Origin of the sequence: Pseudanabaena minima str. Chao 2107, from assembly GCF_051131155.1 — a bacterium.
Lineage (GTDB): Bacteria > Cyanobacteriota > Cyanobacteriia > Pseudanabaenales > Pseudanabaenaceae > Pseudanabaena > Pseudanabaena minima.
In genome coordinates, this window is the sequence record NZ_CP159508.1 from 2464757 (window position 1) to 2486473 (window position 21717).

Below are 21717 nucleotides of genomic sequence, written 5' to 3' on the forward strand. Positions count from 1 at the left end.
TGGTTAAAATTCAAAGTCAAAGGCAGGTTCGGCGCGTAACTTGCCTAAGCCTAATTCTTTATCGTCGATGATCTTGATTTCGTAGTAGCCCAAAATATGATGCGGTGCAGGATTACCGCGAGAAGCCCCAGTAATACCCATCGCGATGATTACACAGACATTGCCTTTAGTGGTTTTGGCGCGTTGTTTCCAACGTTTGTGGTGTTCACCATTAAGGGTTTGTTTGTCAAACTCGCCAAAGAGATGGAGATCATCATTACCCATCACCATTAAACCAAGCTGACAAGCATTACCAAAAATATCTTCAGCAGGATTAAAACACAAAGACTGAATACCATCAAACTCGTTAATTTGTTCAATTAGTTCCAATGCTTTGGGACGCGAAGTTTGAATCATTAGCCCAGGTAAGCCTTCACCTTTACGGGCTGGGGCGATCGCTGTAACAGCATCAGACAACTGCTGATGAATTGACGCATTGCGTAAAAAATCTACCTGTTCCCAAGGGATGGTCATCATATGGATCAGGGCATTTTCTGGCCAGAGATCCTCATTGATTAAGGGTGCATCATCATCATCGTCATCTTCATCGACTAATTGATGTAACTCATTAGCCAGATCGGGCATGGTCTTGACAACCACTTTGATTGATTCTTCAACATCACTATCAAGGCTGGGTGCGTAGATCGTATAAGTGCCTGAGAGACTACCAAAATTAGCATTCAAGCGCTTATGATGCTGTTCCCAAAACTTATTTAGAGCCTCAAGGGCAACGGTTAAAGCGATCGCCTCTTCGTCATAGAGATAGGGTCTACCACCTTCCAGAGGATGTAAAGCCCCATAGATCGGCTTCATCGGCGTGGTTGTCGCAGGTACAGCTCTGATTTTGCCGCGAAATGGCAAAGGAGGAAAATCATCTTCCATTTCTAGCTCAGGGGTTTCAAAGAGATTAAATAAGCAGTCTTGATGCAAAAACGTCTCTTCGATCTCATCTTCAGAACTGCCTGATACAATTCGATGCCGAAATTTGACTAATGACTCTTCAGAACGGTAAAAGATTACGCCCTGCTCTAGCCCCATTTTGCCCATAACGATCGCATAAAGGGTGTCGAGATCCCAATGATCGAGCTTGATTGAAATTACCTGATGGTCCCAAAGCGTATTCCAAGGAGCATTTCGCCATAAATGCTCAGATTGCTTATGCAAAGCTGGTGCAAACTTCTCTGGCACAACAGGCGGATTAGCTGTAAAACTTTCCAAAATATGTGAAAATATCTCGTCAATTAAAGGTAATCGCTCGACATATTCAACTGATATTCCTAAGTCCTGTAGCACTCCGCGCAAATAGAACTGGAGTTCGCGATCGCATACCAAGATCTTTTGGGGCAAGGATGGCTGAGCAGGACTCTGGGGATGTTCAATTGCTTGCAATAAAGCACGAACAAAAGCTTCTTGCCCCACAGCCGAATCAACTACGTCCATAGAACGTACCATTCCCATCGAGCCATCTACCCACAAAATACAATGGGGCTTAGACTCTTCATCATGGGCGTGAAGGGGGATAATATTGGAAGAGTCTTGCGGTTGGCGGATCTTAGCGGGTAAAGCACGACGATCACCTTCCCAAACCGCAGATGACTGCTTGAGTTTTTTGAGGCGACGAAGAGTAGATCGGTTTAGCGTGGTCATCGAAAATATTCTCTAGATTTGCCACTCTTGCAGAAATTAGTAAGAGTGCATTGATCGATTTAACTACGATATGGCGAGAAATTGCTAGATTTGATCAGAAATTATAGCAATCACTAGAGTGAAAGTAGCCTAGAGGAATGTAATCCTTTCAACTTTCCAGATTTTAAAGATACAATTGCTATAGGTACGACCTAAAAATTGCAGTGCAAAGTGCTGTAATCAAGCTCAAAGAACTTTTAAAAAGTCCTTTGTATTCCTTTTGCTTGCAAAAGGCGGTAACCGATAACTAAATAACCCAAAATATATTTCTGCATTTTTATGGACGAGCTAAAACCGATTCTCAATGAGTTCTTAGGGCAACCTGTTGCTTTCTTTGGTGGACTCGTTTCGGGCTTTCTCAAGCTCGATCTCCAACAAGATCCTCTAAAAGGTTGGCTAGAAAAGCAAGGAGCAACACCAACTTCAGTTGCTTCTAATAGCAACAATGGCAAAAACGATGGTCCACAGTCTATTTCTATCGATTAAAGAAAGAAGGCGCAAAGTGTCTCTTTTTTTAGCAAAGAAAAATCTTAAAGCCCTATTTTGTGGGGCTTTAAGATTTTTTCTTTAGTTTTCAGAAAGCGCAAAGCGCTGTAATTACCACAATATTAGAGAATAGGGGTAGCGCTTGCGCTAGCCCCTATTGTTTATGAAATACAGCTTATGTGGTTTCCCTATCTGTTGCTTGCGATCGCCTATCTTTTAGGATCTTTTCCCACTGGGTATTTGGTGGGGCGGATGGCTGGTATTGATATTCGTCAGCTTGGCTCAGGATCGACAGGAGCTACAAATGTCTGGCGCAATGTGGGTAAATTTGCTGGGATTAGTGTATTTCTAGTTGATTTTGCCAAGGGGGCGATCGCCATTTACATGATGCAGTCCGCAAATTACTTGCAAACGCTCTTGGCTTCAACGTTTGGCTATACTCAAGCACCGATTACTAATAATCTATCCCTATTTGTGATTGGGGCAGGGATGCTGGCGCTGATTGGTCACAGCCGTCCAGTGTGGTTAGGATTTAAGGGTGGTAAGTCTGTGGCGACGGGGATAGGGATTTTGTGTATGTTGAATTGGATCGTGGCGATCGCTGCTTTTAGTATTTGGTTGGCGACTATGGCAATTTGGCGTACTGTTTCGATTAGCTCCATTTCTGCGGCTACTGCTGCCCCAGTTTTGATGTGGATATTGCAGGGAAATATAGTTTATTCGGGTTTTGTGACGGTGGGCTGTATCTTTGTAATTTGGTTACATCGTTCCAACATTGAGCGTATTCTCAATGGCACAGAGCTAAGTTTTAAAACTGAAAGCAAACCAGAATAGGTAAAGGGTCGCTTCACGACCCTTTACCTATTTAAGCGCAGAGCGCTGTAAATACGCTTGTCGTTGAGGCTGATCAAAATGCTCGATCGCGTAGCGCAACATCACGCGGGGCATTTGGCTAGCATGTTGATCTAAAAATTCCAATAGGACAGAACGATCCTGTTTCCCAACTTCCCTCAACATCCAGCCTACGGCTTTATGAATAAGATGATGAGGATGTTGTAGCAATAATTCAGCGATCGCTATGGTGTCTTGGTATTGTCCATGCTTAATAAATTTACCCGTTGTGACAATAGCAATCCTTTGTTCCCAAAGGCTTGCAGAATTTGCCAACTGATAGAGAATTTGGCGATCGCGCTGCAATAAATACATCCCCAAAATTGGCTGACAAGTCACATCAACTAAATCCCAATTGTTAATGGCATGGGTATTAGCAAGATAGAAATCGACAATCGCTTGCTGTTGGGTAGGCGTTGCCTTCGCAAACTGATAGGTCAAAATCAACAGCCCAGTCAATCGATATTCATGCCATTCACTGCTGAGAAGTTCTGAAATTTCTACAAAACCTAAGTCACGATACTTTTTGGCAAGCTTCCGCTGCTCAGGCATGGTAATTCCTAAGAAGCGGTCGCCTTCAGCATATTGTCCTTGTCCTGTTTGGAAATAACGAGCAAGGGCGATCGCTTTCTGGGGATTGGCTAGCGCTTGCAGATCGGTTTGCAGAGAACTGAGCGTACTAATAGGAGCAGGCTCTTGTTTACGACGATTACGTTTGGGGATAGATGCAGAAGGGGATGGCATACTTGTTAGATGCTGAGGCGGTGGGGTGATCGGTGTTGCGGGCATGGCTGATGGGATCGCCAAGCACAGGATTGTGCCTTCGGTGGTAGTTCCATAGAGGCGATCGCCTACACAACACATAGATAGGATGACCCCACAGCTTAGTGACTGCTGCCAAAGCTTGTCGCCACGACGGTTAAATGCGTATAGACCACCCTGATGATCGGCAACAAAAATCACCTGTTGATCCTCAGAAATTGCACAAGCATAGGGCGCTCCATCACAGACCGCAAATATTTTGATTTCGTTGTTTTTTGCCTTGATATCCCCTGTTTTGGATAGTTCGTAAATATGGCAATCGCTAGTGCCTACGATTACCGTATCTTCAGTGAGAACCCCACACAACACAGCCGCAGTATCACAACTCCAGAGCAACTTTCCAGAGGCGATCGCATAGGCGCTAACTCCCTGATTGTGTCCTTGATAAATCGCATAATCATCCGCTTGAAAGAACCAAGAACGACCTTGATTGACTTGTTTTTGCCATTGCAATTGCAGTTGAGCATCTAACTGCGTAATTCGTCCATAAAAATCGATAATATGGAAGCGATCGCGATCGTAATCCAACCCATAAATGAGAAAGTCATACCAAATGGAAACTGCATCTGAGCGAGCATTATAGACGGCTCGTGGTAATTTGCCACCGAGATCGTAGAGATTGCCATCATCACAGGTTGCATAGATACTTTGCTCATTTGCGATTAAACAACGAGTTATTTTTGGCAATTGAAACTGATTGCTTATCTGTCCTTGATGATCAAAAGCAATAACTAAACCATCGCGATTCCCCATCCATACACCTTGGTGATTGGCATATAGAGCCCATGCGGGTAACTTCCAACTTCCCTTCTCATTGGTTGGAGTATGTTGCCAAATGGGATTAATTGTTGAGCCTGATGGAGACTTATTGGCATTAAATCCGATCGCTTTTCCTTCTGCATAGAATAAGTGACGAAGATGCTGCCATGACTGATCGCGATAACAGAGCGCATAATGTGAAGAATCAAGAGATTCCACACCATAAAATTGCAAATAATCTAGCTCTGGGAATCCATCAACATTAACTAACGAATTGCGACTTTCCGTTGAGCCAAAGTCATATTCAAACATGCGTCGAGACTCGTTAGGACTAGGACAAACCATCAATCCAACTAATGCGCCTGTGAGCGTATTTTCTAAAACCAAGCGATCGCCAGCACGATGAATCAAGTAAGACATAGAGGTTATTCCTCATAGTGACTTAAAACACTTATTTTATAGATAGTTAAGAGCATTGCAAAACAAGGTTTTGGGGTTTTACTTAGCTTTGCGCTGTAATATAGAACACTGATCGCCCCAAAATATTAGTCCTAAGCCTGTATGAGTTCAGCCAGTTTCCAGTCCCTATCAAACTTTATCTGGTCTGTTGCTGACCTGTTACGTGGTCCCTATCGTCCACCACAGTATGAACGGGTGATGTTGCCGATGACGGTGTTGCGGCGCTTTGATTCGGTGCTGGAGGCAAGTAAGCCGCAGGTATTGAAGAAATATGCTCAGCTTCAGGCAAGTGGCAAGATTACCAATGTGGACTCAACATTGAATTTTATTGCTAAGGATAAAAATGGCGAATCCTTGGGTTTTCATAACCATAGTCCCCTTGATTTCCAGATTTTGAAGGGCGATCCAGATAATGTGGGGCGGCATTTGCAGGATTACATTAATGGATTTTCAGAGAATATTCGCAAGATATTCGATCGCTTTGAGTTTGACAAAGAGATCGAGAAAATGGAGGAGTCAAATCGTCTCTATTTAGTGGTTGCTAAGTTTGCGGAGATGGATTTGCATCCCGATCGCGTGGACAATATCACGATGGGGCTGGTGTTTGAGGATTTGATTCGGCGGTTTAATGAGGCGGCAAATGAGACGGCGGGGGATCACTTTACGCCCCGTGAGGTGATTCAGCTTATGGTGAATTTGTTGATGGAGCCTGATGGCGATATCTTGACGGGCAGTAGTCCGATTGTGACGGTGTGCGATCCTGCTTGTGGCACGGGTGGGATGTTGGCGGAGGCGCAAAACTGGATTTTGGCGCATAACCAAAAGGCGATCGTGAAGGTGTTTGGACAAGATTACAATCCGCGATCGTTTGCAGTGGCGGCTTCGGATTTGTTGATTAAGGGGCATAAGGATAGTCGGATTGAATTTGGGAATACGTTGACTGCGCCGCCTTTTGCGGAAATTGAGGGTTTTGATTATTTGTTGGCTAATCCGCCTTTTGGGGTGGATTGGAAAGCGGAACAGAAGGAGATTAGTCGTTGGAAGGATTTCAATGGTTATGGTGGAAAGTTGCCACGGGTGAATGATGGGGCGTTGTTGTTTTTGATTTATATGTTGTCGAAGCGGCAGGAGTATTTGCCCTCAGAGGATCTGCAACAAAATAAGCGGGGGTCGCGGATTGCGATCGTGTTTAATGGTTCGCCATTGTTTACGGGTGGTGCGGGTTCGGGTGAGAGTGATATTCGTCGTTGGATTATCGAAAATGATTGGCTGGAGGCGATCGTGGCTTTGCCTGAGCAGATGTTTTATAACACTGGCATTGGTACGTTTATTTGGGTGGTGACGAATCGCAAAACAGAGCAACGCAAGGGCAAAATCCAATTAATCGATAGTCGGGACAGATGGCAACCGATGAAACGCAGTTTGGGGGATAAGCGCCGCTATTTGGATAGTGCGATTATTGAGACGCTGACTCGCGAGCATGGAGAGTTTAGGGATTGTGAGACTTCTAAGATTTTTGATAATGCGGATTTTGGCTATCGCAGGATTACGGTGGAGCGTCCGTTGCGGTTACGGTTTGAAGTTACGGATGAGGCGAAGGATGTTTTCTTGAATGCTTTTCCTGAGCTTTACGATCCGATTGTTGAGATGGAACGGTCATTGGGCGATGAGCCTTATCTAGATTGGAATGAGGTTTGGGTAAAGGTGCAGCGTATTTTTAAGGATTGTGAGGTGGGTTGGACGGCTGGGGCTAAGGGTGCTAAGCAAAAGCAGTTTTTCCGTAGTTGTTTTACGGCTGTTGATCCTGACGCTGCGCCTGTGATTGCGACGACGGGGGCAAAGGGTTTAGTGTCTGTGGCGGATTTTCCAAGTTATTCTCAGTCAGAGTTGGATCGGGTGTTTGGGGTGTTTAAGAGATCCCCCCTAGCCCCCCTTGTAAAGGGGGGGAAAGAGAAAGAATTACAGGGTTCGCTTGCTAAGGGAGAGAAAGGTCAAGTCCCCCTTAGCAAGGGGGATTTAGGGGGATCTTCCGTCACCTATGAACCCGATCCGAGTTTGCGGGACAATGAGAATGTGCCATTAAAGGAAGATATTGTGTCGTTCTTTTTGCGGGAGGTGCGTCCCTATGTGGGTGATGCTTGGATTAATGCTGATCGCAAGTTGTGCGATGAGCTTGACGGTGCGATCGGGAAGGTTGGCTATGAGATTAATTTTAATCGCGAGTTTTTTAAGTATCAGGCTCCGAGGGATTTGAAGGTTATTGATGCGGAATTAGCAGAAGTTGAAAATAGAATTTTAGAGATGCTAAAGGATGTCACAAAATGAATAATAATTATCATCTCTGTAATTTACCAAATTCGTGGGAATGGCGAAGAATTAAGTATGTATTGAAGTCTCTAGAAAGTGGAGGACGAGAAAATAGCAAAGAAGACAGTTTTGAAGGTCAGGCATTAAGCATAGGCGGAGAACATATTGGTTGGAAAGGCGAGTGGCTACTAACAGAAAACCCAAGGTTTGTATCCTTTGAATATTTTAATTCAATGAGATCTGGTCACATTCGTAACATGGATGTGTTACTTGTAAAAGATGGAGCCACAATCGGAAAAACTGCTATTGCAGATGAACTTCCCTACGAGAAAATAGCAGTAAATGAACATGTATTTATACTCAGGTTTGATAACTCTGTACTTCCCAGATTTGGGTTCTATGTTATTCAATCAAGAATGGCTCAAGAGCAGATATATCTTGAAGTTCGTGGTTCTGCTCAGCCTGGCTTAAATACAGAATTTCGGCATAAAGTTCAGTTTCCTCTACCACCGCTAGCCACTCAGTTAGTAATTACCAATTTCCTCGATCGCGAAACAACACAAATAGACAACCTCATCGCTGCCAAAGAGCAAATGCTCACCCTGCTAGAAGAAAAACGCGAAGCCCTAATTAGCCACGCAGTCACACGCGGACTTGATCCTAATGTTGCTTTTAAGCGATCGGGACTAGACTGGCTAGGCGATATTCCACAACATTGGAATATTGAACGTGCTAAAGGTTTATTTCGAGAAGTAGATAATCGTACAACTACAGGCGAAGAAGAATTACTTTCACTCCGTATGCATGTAGGACTCGTTCCTCATCATGATGTTTCTGACAAAATCTTAGAGCCTAAAGATGTTATTGGGTTTAAAAAGGTTGAAACGGGACAATTGGTAATTAATCGAATGCGGGCTTCAATGGGATTAATTGCAATCTCGCCTCAAAATGGCTTAGTAAGTCCTGATTATGCAGTTTTTGACATTGTTAAACTAATTCATATTCCTTATTTTTTAGCATTGTTCAATACTTCTCTGGTGGGAGCTTTATTTCGTTCTTCATCTAAAGGCTTAGGTACTGGATCATCAGGATTTCTAAGATTATATTCTGAAAGTTTCCTTTCAATACATTTTCCTGTTCCCTCTCTAGAAGAGCAAAAAGAAATTACAAACTTCCTTGACCAAGAGCAACAAAAGACTGGAGAACTTGAAAATGCTCTTACTGATTCGATCGCTCTTCTCAAAGAACGCCGCTCCGCCCTAATCACCGCCGCCGTCACAGGACAAATCGCACTGGAGGAAATGACATCATGATTCCAGAATCAACAACAATTTTATTCACGTTCCCAATGATTTACAGCGTAGGGGCTTAGCATTTGCGCCACAATTTTAAACCTCATCACAGAAACCCCGATGCAAATGCTAAGCCCTCTGTGCTTTTACCGACAATTTGTCCCTGCGTTGTGAGGTTTTGGGCAGAGCATTCCCAAAAGAAGATTATCTAAAAACTTATAGATTGTGGTGGGAATGCTTTGCCCCTACAATTCTTGACTATGGGCTAAATCTTGATGCTCAGCCCTAATCACCGCCGCCGCCACAGAACAAATTGGGTTAATGCTCAAACCTAGTTAAATAAACGTAAATATTCATCAAATACATACATTTTCCCCCTTTTACCGCCAGTTACTTCTTTAAGGATTGCAAACCTTTCTAAATCAGCAATTAACTTGTAAGCAGAGGATGGTGATAAGGAAGTTAATTCCCAAATTTCCGAAGCATTGATGACAGGTCTTTGATATAGGTAATTCAATACTATTTGAGCATTGGCACTGCGACTGCGTAGGGTTTGAATTTTTTGATCGACTTGCTTTTGTAACTTTAAGATATTGTCAAAAGTCGTAACGCTATTTTTAGCTGTTTCGATCACACCAACCAAAAAAAATTTGAACCATTGCGATAAATCATTGTGTTCTCTAACGCGCATCAAATTATCGTAGTAAAGCGATCGGTTCCGTTCAAAAAAATCCGACAAGTACAATATCGGTTTTTTGAGAATACCTTGGCTAACTAAGTACAAAGTAATCATCAATCTACCGACTCGACCATTTCCGTCTAAAAATGGGTGAATTGTCTCAAATTGGTAATGGACTAAGGCAATTTTCAGTAATTCAGGGAAATATTGCTCTTGATTATGGACAAAGAGTTCCAGATCGCTCATTAACTCGTCTATGGAGGTATGCACTGGTGGCACAAATCGAGCATCGTCAATGCTGGCTCCGCCGATCCAGTTTTGGCTTTTTCTAAATTCCCCTGGTTGTTTGTGTTTGCCTCTAACACCTCGGAGCAATACTTGATGGGTTTCTCGGATTAGTCGCGATGAGAAGGGCAAGTCATGCAATTGGGCGATCGCTTGGTTCATTGCTTGCACATAGTTTTGGACTTCTTCCCAGTCGTTTCTTTTGTCGAGTGGTACATCTTCAATATTGAGCAGAGCTTCTTCGATGTTGGTTTGTGTGCCTTCGATTTTGCTAGACTGGGTAGCCTCTTTGAGGACGTGCATACTAATAAACAGGTCAACATTGGGGATGTACTCAGAGTACATATCCAGCCTACCGATTTCTCGATTAGCTTGCTCTAGTAGCTTCTGAATTTCCATGTTTTCCAGTGTCCAGAGCCGATTAATCGGGTTGGGCTGAAAGCTTTTGTAATAGCCTTGTTGTATGTATGTACCAGCTTTAAAATTTTTCACGATTTCAAAAAACTACAATAGCCACGTTGCTTATTTTAGATTTTAGCAAAAAACTAAAATAGTGTCTTTCCTTATTCTAGATTTTGCTAAATTTTGACATCCTCACCCTTGTAGTCAGCTTCGTAATTTGCTAAGATCTCATATATGCACATCATTACGCGATCGCGCCTTATTGACTTTTGGGCAAAGCATCAACGCTCTTACAAATATTTCCACCACGACCAATCAAATCAGAAAAAGACTTACTTGCAGTCCAAGAGATGATCGATCGCATAGTCGATGCTGATGAAATAACACCAGAACAACAAGACTACATAAATATTCTGGGTATGCTGATTTATGAATATGAAGAAAAGTATGTATCCATTCCCGATTTAAGCGGTGTTGAGTTACTCAAGGCACTAATCCATGAGTTTAACCTTCAACAAAAAGACCTAGTTCCTATTTTTAAAACAGAATCCATTGTGTCAGCAATCCTTAATGGAAAGCGTAAATTCACAGTAGAACATATCGAAAAACTAGCTAACTTTTTTAACCTCTCCCCTTCAGTATTTTTTAAGGGATAATTATGGATAAGATAAATTTGTATCGTCAATTAATCCAAGAATCACTCATCAAAAGGGCAAAATTACGCTCAATCAGCGATCCAGTTCAAAGCCAATTAGCATTTGATCGCGAAGGCGATCACTATCAACTCATCAATTTAGGCTGGAAAAATAACAACACCCGCATCTATGGCTGCGCGATCCATGTTGACATTATTGGTGACAAAATATGGGTACAACATGACGGAACTGAAGATGCGATCGCTGATGAGCTTGTAGCTAAGGGAGTACCCAGTAAAGATATTGTGCTTGCCTACCATTCTCCATACGTCCGCCAATACACAGAATTCGCCGTAGGATAACAGCCTCAAAATGCCATGAATAGAACCTCTGAACAAGCCTTTGAAAATGCGATCGCCGATGTTCTATTAGCATCTGGATATCATCGTCATTTCTCACAAGAATTTGACCGCGAAAATGCCATTTTCCCAAATGAGGTACTCGCCTTTATCCAATTTACCCAACCCAAAGTCTGGGAGAAATTAGAGATTGCTCATGGTGACAAAACAGGCGATCGCATTATCACCGCCCTATGTAAATGGATGGACACCAATGGCTCCCTCAGCACCCTACGGCATGGCTTCAAATGCTATGGCAAAACCCTCCGCATTGCCTTTTTTAAGCCAGCCCACGGACTCAACCCAGAGCTAGAAGCCCGTTACGCTGCCAACATTTTAGGATTCACCCGACAACTTTATTTCAGTCCCAAAAATCAACAATCCCTTGATGTTACTCTCAGTGTCAACGGCATACCATTAATTACCCTAGAACTCAAAAACCCCCTTAGCAATCAAACCGTAGCCGATGCGATCGCCCAATATCGTAGCGATCGCGATCCACGCGAAAAGATATTTGATTTCAAAAAGCGCACCTTAGTCCATTTTGCTGTCGATACCGAAGAAGTCCACATGACCACTCGACTAGCAGGAACTTCTACCTATTTTTTGCCATTTAATCAAGGCAGAGACGGCGGTACTGGCAACCCAGCCGATCCACAGGGTCGGAACTACCGCACCGCTTACCTATGGGAAGAAGTCCTCCAACCCGATAGCTTGCTAGATTTGCTCTCCCGTTTTCTCCACCTCCAAGAAGAAGAAAAACTCACCGATGAAGGCAAAAAGGTCAAAAAAGAAACGATGATCTTTCCTCGCTATCATCAACTAAAAGCCGTGCGCGATCTCGTTAACGCCGCCGCGATCGAAGGTACAGGACATAACTATCTAATCGAACATTCCGCAGGCAGTGGCAAAAGTAACACCATTAGTTGGTTAGCCCATCGCCTCTCATCGCTCCATGATGCTCATGATCAGCGCGTCTTTGATAGCGTCATTGTCGTCACTGATAGATTAGTTCTCGATCAACAATTACAAAACACCATCTACCAATTCGATCACCGCCAAGGTGTAGTCCAGAAAATCGAAGAAGATTCGCGCCAACTAGCTGAAGCCCTAGAAAATGCCGTTCCCATTATCATCACCACCCTTCAGAAATTTCCTTTCGTGGCTCAACAACTAGCCAAGATGTCAGAAGCGCGAGGTGAAGCAACTAAAAGCCGATTACCTACGCGCAAATGTGCCGTCATTATTGATGAAGCGCACAGTTCCCAATCTGGAGAAACCGCTACCAAATTGAAAGAGGTACTCGGCGGCGAAGAATTACACCAAAAAGCCCAAGAACTTGCCGCAGAAGAAGGCGAATCAGACTTAGAGGCTCTGTATCGCAGCATGGTCAAGCGTGGCAATCAGCCCAATATTAGCTTTTTTGCTTTTACTGCTACACCCAAACATAAAACCCTAAAAATTTTTGGTCGCGATGGCGAACCCTTTAGCAAATACACCATGCGTCAGGCGATCGAAGAGGGCTTTATTCTTGATGTCCTCAAAAACTACATTACCTACAAAACCTACTATCGACTACTAAAAGCCTGTGAAGACGATCCAAATGTTGAGCGCAAAAAAGCCGCTAAAGCCCTAAGTCGTTATATGCGCCTTCATCCCCATAATATTTCTCAAAAAACGGAAATTATGGTGGAGCATTTTCAAACTTCCAGCCGCCATAAAATTGGTGGTCGAGCTAAAGCAATGGTAGTTACAGGCTCACGTTTAGAAGCAGTTCGCTATAAACAAGCCTTCGATAAATTAATCAAAGAAAAAGGCTATGACATCAAAAGCTTAGTTGCCTTCTCTGGAACCGTAGTTGACGACAAAATTCCCGAAAAGACCTATACCGAGCCAGAAATGAATGGCGGTATTCGAGAGAAAGATTTACCCGAAGAATTTGCCACTAGAGACTATCAAGTGCTGCTGGTTGCTGATAAATATCAAACTGGCTTCGATCAACCTTTGCTACACACAATGTATGTGGATAAGAAACTTGGAGGTATACAGGCTGTCCAAACCCTATCCCGACTCAATCGCACTCATCCTCTCAAAAAAGAAACTTTTATTCTCGATTTTGTCAACGATCCTGAAGAAATTCAAAAAGCATTTAAAGTCTATTTTGATGGCGCGACTATGGGTGAAGAGGTCGATCCCGATCGCCTTTATCAAATTCAAAATGAACTAAATGAAGCAGCAATTTATTTAGTCCCAGAGATTGACCAGTTCTGTGAAATATTTTTTGCACCCAAAAAACTTCAAAGCCAAGCCGATCACAAAATCATGAATGCCGCGATCGACAAAGCTGTTAGTCGCTTTCAGGATTGGCTCAAAAATCAAGAGGACGAAGCTGAGTTATGGCGCGGTAAAGTACAGGCTTTTTGCAACCTTTACGCATTCCTAAGTCAAGTAATTCCCTACCAAGACAGTGACTTAGAAAAGCTATACACCTATCTCAAGCATGTAGCTCTGAAATTACCAAAAAGAACATCAAGTTCAGGCTATCAGTTTGACGATGAAGTTCAACTCGCCTACTATCGCCTACAAAAGATTAGCGAAGGCTCCATCAGCCTCCAGGTCGGCTATGCAGCAAAACTTGATGGACCAAAAGAAGTTGGCAGTGGCAAAGTTAGAGAAAGTGATGTTCCCCTCTCCCGTCTCATCGATCTAATTAATGAAAGATTTGGAGAAGAGCTAAATGAAGCCGATCAGTTATTTTTTGACCAAATTACTGAAGTTGCCGCCCAAGTCGAGGCGATCGCCCAAGCCGCCCAAGCTAATCCCATCGATAAATTTCAACTTGTTTTTAGCCAAGTACTAGAGTCACTCTTTATCGAGCGCATGGAACTAAATGAAGACCTTTTTGCCCGTTACATGAATGACCCTGAATTCAAAGAATTAGTATCTCAATGGTTAGGACAACAAGTCTATTCGCGCATCCCAAAAACTATTTCTTATCCGATCAAGAAAAAAATCAGGAAGCCTAGTGTTGGAGGTTAACCTACAGCGCTTTGCACTCAAACACTTTTAACCTAATAACTGATGTTACGTGGAACTCAGATGATGAATCTCTTGCTGCAAGCATTACAGGGCAACCACGGGGGGATTGCCCCTACTCCAATAATTTGATTTTGTAGGGGCAATCCCCCGTTCCAGTCCTAGACTTAGATGATTGCAGGAATTCCATCCACGTAACACCAGCTAATAAATTTATACATAACGCTTAATATCTCCATAGACCCGATAGAAACCACCTCGCGCTGACTCGCGCAACTCCTGCACCCAATACCTTGCACCCTCTTCCCGAATATCCCGCGGGAATTGCACAAACCAATCAGAATTGTATCCGTCAGAAACAGCCCGTACCCTCAATTCACTACCTTTTCGGAAGCACTCGACAATTACCCCTTGTCCTGATGCGATCGAACTAGTGGAACTAGTCGTCTCAATCGGTGTATTTACGGAAACCGCTGATGTAGAAGGGTTAGCCTGAATTTGTCGAGTTTGTGGTAGTTGCCCTGTCTGCGCCGAGGCGATCGCCTCAGTCGAAGCATCGACACATGCCAAAACGCCATCGGTAGTTACGAGATAGAGGCGATCGCCTAAAAACTGCATCGAGAGGGCTGAACCACAACCCGTTCCCAATTTCCAAAGCCGCTTACCTGATGTTTCAAAGCAATAGATCGAAGAAGAACTATCTCCTGCAAAGACATACTTACCACCTTTGGAAGTGGCACAGGAATAGACGGAAGCATCACAGGTATAAATTTGTTCAACTTCACCCTGCTTACTTAAGCGATAAAGTTGCTTCGCAGAAGTTCCTGCATAGACACCTTCTCCTTCTAACCAACCAAAGAGAACTGCACCATTAGTCTTTTGTTGCCATAGTTGCCTTCCTGCGTCTAAATCGTAGGCGGTTACGCCTCCATGATGTCCATGATAGAGGTTTGTCCCATCGCAACGTACCATCCAGCCTGCTTGTCCTTGGCTGAGTCTTGTCCATTGCTCCCCTGTTGGTTCGATCTTGACGATCGCGCCATTGGCATCGGAAACCGCTAGCGTACCGTCGTAAATATCGAGCCAGTAAATGTCAATATTTGGATCGATTTCGTAGGCGAGACGAGGTAATTTGCCGCTGAGGTCGTAAACATTACCATCATCACAACCCACGTAAATCCAAATATCATCGGCAACTATACATTTCACCCCTTCAGGCAATTGGAACTGGTTATTGATCTGCCCTTGGTGATCTAAATTAAACACTTGTCCCCGTTGATTTCCCAGCCAACAGCGATCGCTGTCGATAAAAATACCAAAAGCCGCCGAGCTAGACCGAAATGACCATAAAATCGGGGCGCGGGTTGCGGTAGAAGCCACACTTACTAATGAACGACGGGTAACGGATCGCTTTTGACGTTCTCCCATCACCGCTGGGGCATAACCTTTGCGTTTTTTCTCATTAATTTTTTTGGCTGCTTCGGCATGTGCTTTCTCAGCAGTGGGATAGGTTTTATTTTGTTGTTGACCTTTGTCGCCAATGCGTCCGTAGCGAATTCGCACCTCCGCACCCTCCACGATGACCTCATAGAACTTGTGCGATCCTTGATCGCCTTCCGATAGTTCTAGATAAGTGATGTCTAAACTCATAGTTTTACTGGCGGAGATCGCCTACATGTTGACTTGTATGTGCTGACTGGATTAATACCAATTCACGAAAGTGTAGCAACACTTTTGTGAATTGAAAACCAAACCCAGTAAGGGTTTTAAAAACAAAAAATGGCTACGCCATTTTTTGTTTTGGTATAACCAATTTTGCCCGATTGCTTGACTTAACGAGCAGTTGCCTTACAAAACTTCAATTCAGCTATTTGCGCGATCGCTTGTTTGAACTATATTCTTAGAGCATGATGACAAACTACCGACCACCCAAAAGATGGTTGTATCCCATCGAAAAATTGTCCAAGTTTGCGGCGGCGATCGCCCTAATTGCATTTACCTGTATCCCTACTCCTGCAAAAGCTGAAACCTATATTAATAACCGCACCTGTCCTGCGGATTTTCCGAGCTTAAGTAAGGCTCTTGCTAAGGATTTACCCGACTATCTCAATCGCGTTTATAGTCGTTTGCGGATTAAACGTGAGGTGATGACCATCAGTCAACCAGAGTTGGAGCCTTTGCCCCTTGCACCCGATCAAGCCCGTGATCGCCTCCCGCAGCAGGTATTTTTATCGATCCTCGAAAGGCAAACGGGTAAAACCGCAACATCACAACGGGCTTATTGGTTATTTTTAGTTCCTACTTCTAATGGTTGGCGACTAGCGATTGCCTTTATGCGAAATGGACAAGCCCCCCCTGTGGATGTCAGTGATGCAGCGATCGCCGATGCTACAAATAAGTGGTTGCGCGACTATTGTGATCCTCGTTATAAACTCTAAAATAATAAATGTCGGCGAAACCGACATTTATTATTTTGGAATATTATGTCTTTATTTGAAACCGTGCGATCTCAAATGCCTGTGGAAGTTCCATCGCAGTTAGAACGCATGGATGCATTTTGGAAAAGTTATCGTCAAGGTGATCAAGCGATCACCAAGGTAGTCCATACCTCACAGGAGAAGTTAAGCGACAAAGATTTTGATGCGATCGTCTGTGGTGGCACATTGGGCATATTTATCGCCTGTGCGTTGCAGCGCAAAGGCTGGCAAGTGGCAATTATTGAACAGGGGATACTGCGGGGTAGAGAACAGGAATGGAATATTTCGCGGAAAGAATTAAACGCATTTTTAGAGTCAGATTTACTCACAGAAACAGAACTAAAAACGGCGATCGCGACTGTTTATAATCCTGCTAGAGTTAGCTTTCAAGGTGGTCAAGATCTCTGGGTACGGGATATTCTCAATATTGGCGTTGATCCTGTTTATCTATTGGAAGTTCTGAAGCAAAAGTTTTTAGATGCTGGCGGCAAGTTATTTGAACAAACTGCATTTAAACAGGCGATCGCCTACGCTGACGGTGTTTCTGTAGAAGTTCTCACTCCTAGCACCTCTCCCGTAGGAAAGGAGAATAAGAGGATTACGGGGCGATTATTGTTGGATGTGATGGGGCATTTCTCGCCGATCGCTAAGCAAGCGCGATCGCAAACGCAGGGCAATATCAAACCTGATGGAGTCTGTATGGTAGTGGGAAGTTGCGCGAAGGGAATACCCGAAAAATCCTATGGTGATTTGATTTATAGCTTTACACCAATTCAAAATCAATGTCAGTATTTTTGGGAAGCCTTTCCTGCAAAAGATGGCAGAACTACCTATATGTTTACCTATGTGGATGCTGATCCGCAACGTCCCAGTTTTGCTCAACTGATGGAAGACTATCTATTTTGGTTGCCGAAATATCAGGAAATAGAACTTAGTCAATTGAAATTTCAAAGAGTTCTCTTTGGCTTCTTTCCATCCTACAAACAAAATCCTTTGCAAACACCTTGGGATCGAATTTTGCAAGTAGGTGATAGCTCAGGAATGCAATCACCCCTTAGTTTTGGCGGATTTGGAGCGATGGTGAGACACTTATCACGCTTGACCGATGGAATTGACAGGGCTTTGCGCCATGATTTATTGTCTAAAACTAATCTGCGATCGCTACAGCCCTATCAGCCGAATCTCTCGGTAACTTGGCTATTCCAAAAATCGATGAGTGTTGCTGTCAATCAACAAATCGAAAGCGATCGCATTAACTATTTGCTAGGTGTAACTTTTACGGCGATGGAGAAGCTAGGCGATCGGGTTCTCTATCCATTTTTACAAGATGTGGTGCAGTTTGTTCCCCTCGCCCAAACTATGCTTGCCATGTCTATAGCCGATCCTGTACTAGTTTTAAAGATCATGCAACAGGTGGGCATTACCACCTTATTAGATTGGCTGAAGCATTATCTAGGATTGGGCGCATATAGCTTTTTAAATCAAATTGGTCAAAAAGTAGAACCTGCAATCGCCAATCTTCTACCTGAGCAACAATACCAATGGAAACGCCAGCTTGACGCATGGTACTACGGTTCAGGTGGCGACTATTAAGAATTAGTGGTGCGGCGCTTCGCGCCGCACCACTAATTTGCAAGAAAGATATTTGGCATGTGAATTGGTATAAGTCTCAAAATTAGGTAATATAGCCCAATAGGTTGAGATATGAGTATAAAAACTTAATCATATCCATTCAAAAATACATCTGGAGAGAAAATCCCTTGCGTCAGTTTGGTGTGCTTGGTCTGCCCGTACATATTCATGACAATTATCGAGATTGGCTAGCTCAGAGACTACAAGCTAGACAAGGCACGCATGTTGTCACCATTAATGCAGAAATGACCATGCAAGCTCAAAAAAATCCTGATTTAGCAAATGTAATTAAGCAAGCTGAGTTAGTAGTCCCCGATGGCTCAGGCATTGTGCTGTATCTGCGATCGCAAGGTCAAAAGATCAATCGTTGTCCAGGAATTGAGCTATCGGAGCAGATTGTACAGGTCGCCGCCGAAAAGCAATGGCGAATTTTTTTAATCGGTGGCGCTCCTAAGGTTGTGGATACTGTGGTCAATATCTGGCAGCAAAAATGGACGGATATGGCGATCGCAGGAATGCATCACGGTTATTTTGATGACATGCTCGAGCAGCAAATCTGCGAACAGCTACAAAGCTCTCAACCTGATCTAATCCTTGTGGGTTTGGGTGTACCTCGTCAAGAGCTATGGATTCAAAAATATCGTTATCTCTGTCCTAATGCTGTATGGATTGGCGTGGGTGGAAGCTTTGATATTTGGTCGGGGCTAAAAACTCGCGCCCCTGAATGGTTTAGTAATAACAATCTAGAGTGGCTATATCGACTCTATCAAGAGCCTTGGCGCTGGAAAAGAATGCTGTCTCTACCGCATTTTGTCTGGTGCGTCACCAAAGATTCTCTATTCAAACCCAAGAAAGGACTCACGCATTAGCCCTTCAAGTACAGGCTGAAAGCTTAAACCCGTTAAAACGGGTTGCTTAGAATTATTTAGAATCATTATGTAGTCCACTTCAGTGGACTTAAGCTTTTAGCCAAGAACTTGAGTTCTTGGCTAAAAGCTTAAGTCCTAACACTTAAAAAGACTATGCAACATCACCATACTTCGATTAAAACTGCGGATATTTTTCAGGCGATCGCTTTTTATGAGGCGTTAGGGTTTGAGGTAGCTGAGCGCTTTACAGCAGGAATTACGCTAGCTTGTTGGATGAAGGGTGCAGGAACTAATCTCGAACTCATGCAAGTTCCTGAGCCGAAGAATACACCCAATCCCTTTGGTGATGAGCATTATGTGGGTTACTATCACCTATCGTTTTATGTAGAAAATTTGCAAGTTTTTTTGCAAGAGCTAGTTAATAAACTAGGCAAAGTCAAATTGTTATTACCACCACGAGAGCAGACTATAGGCGATCGCACCTATCAAGTAGCTTTTATCGCTGATCCTGATGGATTACCAATTGAGCTAATGGAAAAAAGAAATTGAAACTGCTTTGCAGTCTCATACCAAAACACAAAATATCTACGACATTATGCCACCCCCCAGAAGATGAGTGGCGGCGCAAAGCGCCGCCACTCATCTTCTGGGGGGTGGGTTTAAGTAAAAATTGCTTAGCTATAAAAACAAAAAAGCCGTCACCGTTTGGTGACGGCTTTTTTTGTTCTCAAAAACTACCAGCTAGATTTAACTACACCTGGTAACAAGCCTTGGTGAGCCATCTCACGCAAAACGTTACGGCATAGACCAAAATCTTTGTAGTAGCCACGAGGACGACCAGTAGCCCAACAACGGTTACGGTGACGGGTAGGGTTGGCGTTACGAGGAATTTGTTGGATTTCACGGTGTACAGCAACTTTTTGTTGTTGTGTCAGTTCAGGACTGGCAAACTTTTCTTTGAGTGCTTCGAGCTTAGTTGCATATTTTTCAACTAACTTAGCGCGCTTTTTTTCGCGCTCGATCATGCTTTTCTTAGCCATTGCGGTTCTATCAGGTGATGTAGAGGTAAAAGTCTAAAAATTTAATACAATTCGCGACAGTTACCGATCATAACCTAAATCGTCAATTTATAGCCAATTTATTCAGCAATTCTCATTATAAAAAATTGTTTTTTGAAAGCCTGCCGTTGGTGGGCTTTCAAAAAACAACTTTGGTGTTTTCAATGCCGAAATTGCTATTGCATTAAGACAAATCAAAACCAAAAGAAGAGTGGTGGCGCTTTGCGCCGCCACTCTTCTTTTGGTTTTACGTTTCCCTTCCCAGCAAAGAAACAGACATATAAAACCAAGAAATAGCGTTGCGGGGCTTCGCCCCGCAACGCTATTTCTTGACTGGGAAGGGAGTAACAAGACTGACTACAGCCATATAACTTGGCGCGATCGCGCTAATGAGCTAAACGCTTACACACGAATTTAGATTAATATAACTGCATAGTAAGTGACCTAAACGATTAAGCAACTTTGAGCTATGACAACTGCAAATCAAGGAAATCGCTCTTTCTGGCGCTTGATCATTAACGATACAACTGGTTTTGTAGTAAAGCGTCTGGGACAAGCGATTATTGTCGTTTTAGGCGTGTCAATTTTAAGTTTTTTTGCAATTACTAAGTCCCCCGGAAATTGCTTTTCCGAACTGAGAAATAATCCTAGTACGCCTAAAAAGACCATCGAACAGTTAGAAAAGCAACTGAACTACGATAAACCTGAAATAGTGCAGTATCTTCTGTGGTTGCAAAATACTTTAGGTGGTGATTTAGGAGTACGTTGTCAAGGCTTAGCACCTGTCACACCTCTAATTGTGGAGCGTGCAGGTAATACATTGATGATGTCTCTTGCTTCCTTGTTTACGACATGGCTTTTGGCAATCCCCCTCGGTATTTACAGCGCCGTTAAACAAAATACTTTGAGCGATCGCCTGATCCAAATAGTTAGCTATGCGACACAGGGTTTTCCTAGCTTTGTATTGGCAATCTTATTATTGATGTTGGCGCAAAATACGGGTTGGTTTCCTGTAGGCGGTATGACTAGCATTGATTTTGCCGATCTCTCCCCCTTTGGCAAGTTCCTCGATATTAGCCATCACATGATCTTGCCCATTTTGACTTTGACAGTAGTTAGCTTTGCAGGATTGCAAAGGATTATGCGCGGTAGTTTGCTAGATGTGTTGCGGCAAGACTACATCAAAACAGCTCGTGCCAAGGGTTTACCTGAGAATAAGGTGATCTATGTCCATGCTCTCCGCAATGCCATCAATCCTTTAATTACATTGTTGGGATTTGAGTTTGGGGGATTACTAGGTGGAGCATTTATTACCGAGTTCTTTTTTAGCTGGCCGGGATTAGGCAAGTTATTGCTGGACGCAACCAAAGAAAAAGATACGAATCTGGTCATGGCAGGACTAATGTTAGGAACTTTGATGTTAGTAGTCGGTAATCTCATTGGCGACCTACTACTTAAAGCTGTCGATCCCCGCATCAAGCTTGATGATATGGAATAAAATCGAT

17 protein-coding genes are annotated in these 21717 nt (G+C 43.3%); 12 read left to right on the forward strand and 5 right to left on the reverse strand.

Annotation, left to right across the window (positions count from 1 at the left end):
- Window positions 1-3: 3 nt before the first annotated feature.
- Window positions 4-1686, reverse strand: a complete 1683-nt coding sequence (locus ABM313_RS11215; protein ID WP_434688011.1) for a DUF6930 domain-containing protein — start codon at window positions 1684-1686, stop codon at window positions 4-6.
- Window positions 1687-2004: 318 nt separating this feature from the next.
- Here ABM313_RS11215 and ABM313_RS11220 point away from each other — a divergent pair, with 318 nt between their 5' ends.
- Both ABM313_RS11220 and plsY read left to right on the forward strand, forming a co-directional pair.
- Window positions 2005-2211: a hypothetical protein gene (locus ABM313_RS11220; protein WP_434688013.1), complete on the forward strand. Its 207-nt coding sequence runs from the start codon at window positions 2005-2007 to the stop codon at window positions 2209-2211.
- 177 nt (window positions 2212-2388) lie between these two features.
- A complete protein-coding gene (gene plsY / locus ABM313_RS11225) occupies window positions 2389-3045 on the forward strand; it encodes a glycerol-3-phosphate 1-O-acyltransferase PlsY (protein ID WP_434688014.1) in 657 nt (218 codons plus the stop codon).
- Between the two features lie 27 nt (window positions 3046-3072).
- On the opposite strand, the gene ABM313_RS11230 is transcribed toward plsY, so the two are convergent.
- Window positions 3073-5103, reverse strand: coding sequence for a DNA alkylation repair protein (locus ABM313_RS11230; protein WP_434688016.1), 2031 nt, complete (start codon window positions 5101-5103; stop codon window positions 3073-3075).
- Window positions 5104-5244: 141 nt separating this feature from the next.
- Here ABM313_RS11230 and ABM313_RS11235 point away from each other — a divergent pair, with 141 nt between their 5' ends.
- Entirely contained in the window at window positions 5245-7467 is a 2223-nt protein-coding gene (locus ABM313_RS11235; protein WP_434688018.1) for a type I restriction-modification system subunit M, read from the forward strand.
- Window positions 7464-8762 (forward strand): restriction endonuclease subunit S, encoded by a 1299-nt coding sequence (locus ABM313_RS11240; protein ID WP_434688020.1) that lies wholly within the window; start codon window positions 7464-7466, stop codon window positions 8760-8762. The genes ABM313_RS11235 and ABM313_RS11240 overlap by 4 nt, the downstream gene beginning before the upstream one ends.
- A gap of 310 nt (window positions 8763-9072) precedes the next feature.
- On the opposite strand, the gene ABM313_RS11245 is transcribed toward ABM313_RS11240, so the two are convergent.
- The gene (locus ABM313_RS11245; protein WP_434688022.1) at window positions 9073-10197 is read right to left on the reverse strand and encodes a Fic family protein; all 1125 of its coding nucleotides are present in this window, start codon (window positions 10195-10197) and stop codon (window positions 9073-9075) included.
- 179 nt (window positions 10198-10376) lie between these two features.
- On the opposite strand from ABM313_RS11245, the gene ABM313_RS11250 reads away from it, so the two are divergent.
- Genes ABM313_RS11250 through ABM313_RS11260 form a run of 3 tightly spaced genes read left to right on the forward strand, consistent with a single transcriptional unit; the run spans window position 10377 to window position 14179 of the window.
- The gene (locus tag ABM313_RS11250; RefSeq protein ID WP_434688023.1) at window positions 10377-10763 is read left to right on the forward strand and encodes a helix-turn-helix domain-containing protein; all 387 of its coding nucleotides are present in this window, start codon (window positions 10377-10379) and stop codon (window positions 10761-10763) included.
- 2 nt (window positions 10764-10765) lie between these two features.
- The gene (locus ABM313_RS11255) at window positions 10766-11104 is read left to right on the forward strand and encodes a XisI protein (RefSeq protein ID WP_434688026.1); all 339 of its coding nucleotides are present in this window, start codon (window positions 10766-10768) and stop codon (window positions 11102-11104) included.
- 15 nt (window positions 11105-11119) lie between these two features.
- Complete coding sequence (locus ABM313_RS11260; protein WP_434688028.1) at window positions 11120-14179, forward strand: type I restriction endonuclease subunit R; 3060 nt, start codon at window positions 11120-11122, stop codon at window positions 14177-14179.
- 210 nt (window positions 14180-14389) lie between these two features.
- On the opposite strand, the gene ABM313_RS11265 is transcribed toward ABM313_RS11260, so the two are convergent.
- On the reverse strand, window positions 14390-15826 hold the full coding sequence (locus ABM313_RS11265; RefSeq protein ID WP_434688030.1) for a WGR domain-containing protein: 1437 nt from the start codon (window positions 15824-15826) through the stop codon (window positions 14390-14392).
- A gap of 257 nt (window positions 15827-16083) precedes the next feature.
- Here ABM313_RS11265 and ABM313_RS11270 point away from each other — a divergent pair, with 257 nt between their 5' ends.
- From ABM313_RS11270 to ABM313_RS11285, 4 genes are all read left to right on the forward strand, one after another.
- A complete protein-coding gene (locus tag ABM313_RS11270; RefSeq protein ID WP_434688032.1) occupies window positions 16084-16614 on the forward strand; it encodes a hypothetical protein in 531 nt (176 codons plus the stop codon).
- Between the two features lie 45 nt (window positions 16615-16659).
- On the forward strand, window positions 16660-18246 hold the full coding sequence (locus tag ABM313_RS11275; protein ID WP_434688034.1) for an FAD-binding oxidoreductase: 1587 nt from the start codon (window positions 16660-16662) through the stop codon (window positions 18244-18246).
- Window positions 18247-18413: 167 nt separating this feature from the next.
- Window positions 18414-19154, forward strand: a complete 741-nt coding sequence (locus tag ABM313_RS11280) for a WecB/TagA/CpsF family glycosyltransferase (protein WP_434688035.1) — start codon at window positions 18414-18416, stop codon at window positions 19152-19154.
- Window positions 19155-19307: 153 nt separating this feature from the next.
- Window positions 19308-19703, forward strand: coding sequence for a VOC family protein (locus ABM313_RS11285; RefSeq protein WP_434688037.1), 396 nt, complete (start codon window positions 19308-19310; stop codon window positions 19701-19703).
- A gap of 185 nt (window positions 19704-19888) precedes the next feature.
- Here ABM313_RS11285 and rpsN read toward each other — a convergent pair whose 3' ends face one another.
- The gene (gene rpsN, locus ABM313_RS11290; RefSeq protein WP_094531335.1) at window positions 19889-20194 is read right to left on the reverse strand and encodes a 30S ribosomal protein S14; all 306 of its coding nucleotides are present in this window, start codon (window positions 20192-20194) and stop codon (window positions 19889-19891) included.
- 487 nt (window positions 20195-20681) lie between these two features.
- Here rpsN and ABM313_RS11295 point away from each other — a divergent pair, with 487 nt between their 5' ends.
- Entirely contained in the window at window positions 20682-21710 is a 1029-nt protein-coding gene (locus ABM313_RS11295) for an ABC transporter permease (RefSeq protein ID WP_434688039.1), read from the forward strand.
- Window positions 21711-21717 lie beyond the last annotated feature (7 nt).

Bases quoted from the DNA above. Each gene is read 5' to 3' on its own strand.
- ABM313_RS11215 (WP_434688011.1), bottom strand. From the start codon at position 1,686: ATGACCACGCTAAACCGATCTACTCTTCGTCGCCTCAAAAAACTCAAG.
- ABM313_RS11220 (WP_434688013.1), top strand. From the start codon at position 2,005: ATGGACGAGCTAAAACCGATTCTCAATGAGTTCTTAGGGCAACCTGTT.
- plsY (WP_434688014.1), top strand. From the start codon at position 2,389: ATGTGGTTTCCCTATCTGTTGCTTGCGATCGCCTATCTTTTAGGATCT.
- ABM313_RS11230 (WP_434688016.1), bottom strand. From the start codon at position 5,103: ATGTCTTACTTGATTCATCGTGCTGGCGATCGCTTGGTTTTAGAAAAT.
- ABM313_RS11235 (WP_434688018.1), top strand. From the start codon at position 5,245: ATGAGTTCAGCCAGTTTCCAGTCCCTATCAAACTTTATCTGGTCTGTT.
- ABM313_RS11240 (WP_434688020.1), top strand. From the start codon at position 7,464: ATGAATAATAATTATCATCTCTGTAATTTACCAAATTCGTGGGAATGG.
- ABM313_RS11255 (WP_434688026.1), top strand. From the start codon at position 10,766: ATGGATAAGATAAATTTGTATCGTCAATTAATCCAAGAATCACTCATC.
- ABM313_RS11260 (WP_434688028.1), top strand. From the start codon at position 11,120: ATGAATAGAACCTCTGAACAAGCCTTTGAAAATGCGATCGCCGATGTT.
- ABM313_RS11265 (WP_434688030.1), bottom strand. From the start codon at position 15,826: ATGAGTTTAGACATCACTTATCTAGAACTATCGGAAGGCGATCAAGGA.
- ABM313_RS11270 (WP_434688032.1), top strand. From the start codon at position 16,084: ATGATGACAAACTACCGACCACCCAAAAGATGGTTGTATCCCATCGAA.
- ABM313_RS11275 (WP_434688034.1), top strand. From the start codon at position 16,660: ATGTCTTTATTTGAAACCGTGCGATCTCAAATGCCTGTGGAAGTTCCA.
- ABM313_RS11285 (WP_434688037.1), top strand. From the start codon at position 19,308: ATGCAACATCACCATACTTCGATTAAAACTGCGGATATTTTTCAGGCG.
- rpsN (WP_094531335.1), bottom strand. From the start codon at position 20,194: ATGGCTAAGAAAAGCATGATCGAGCGCGAAAAAAAGCGCGCTAAGTTA.
- ABM313_RS11295 (WP_434688039.1), top strand. From the start codon at position 20,682: ATGACAACTGCAAATCAAGGAAATCGCTCTTTCTGGCGCTTGATCATT.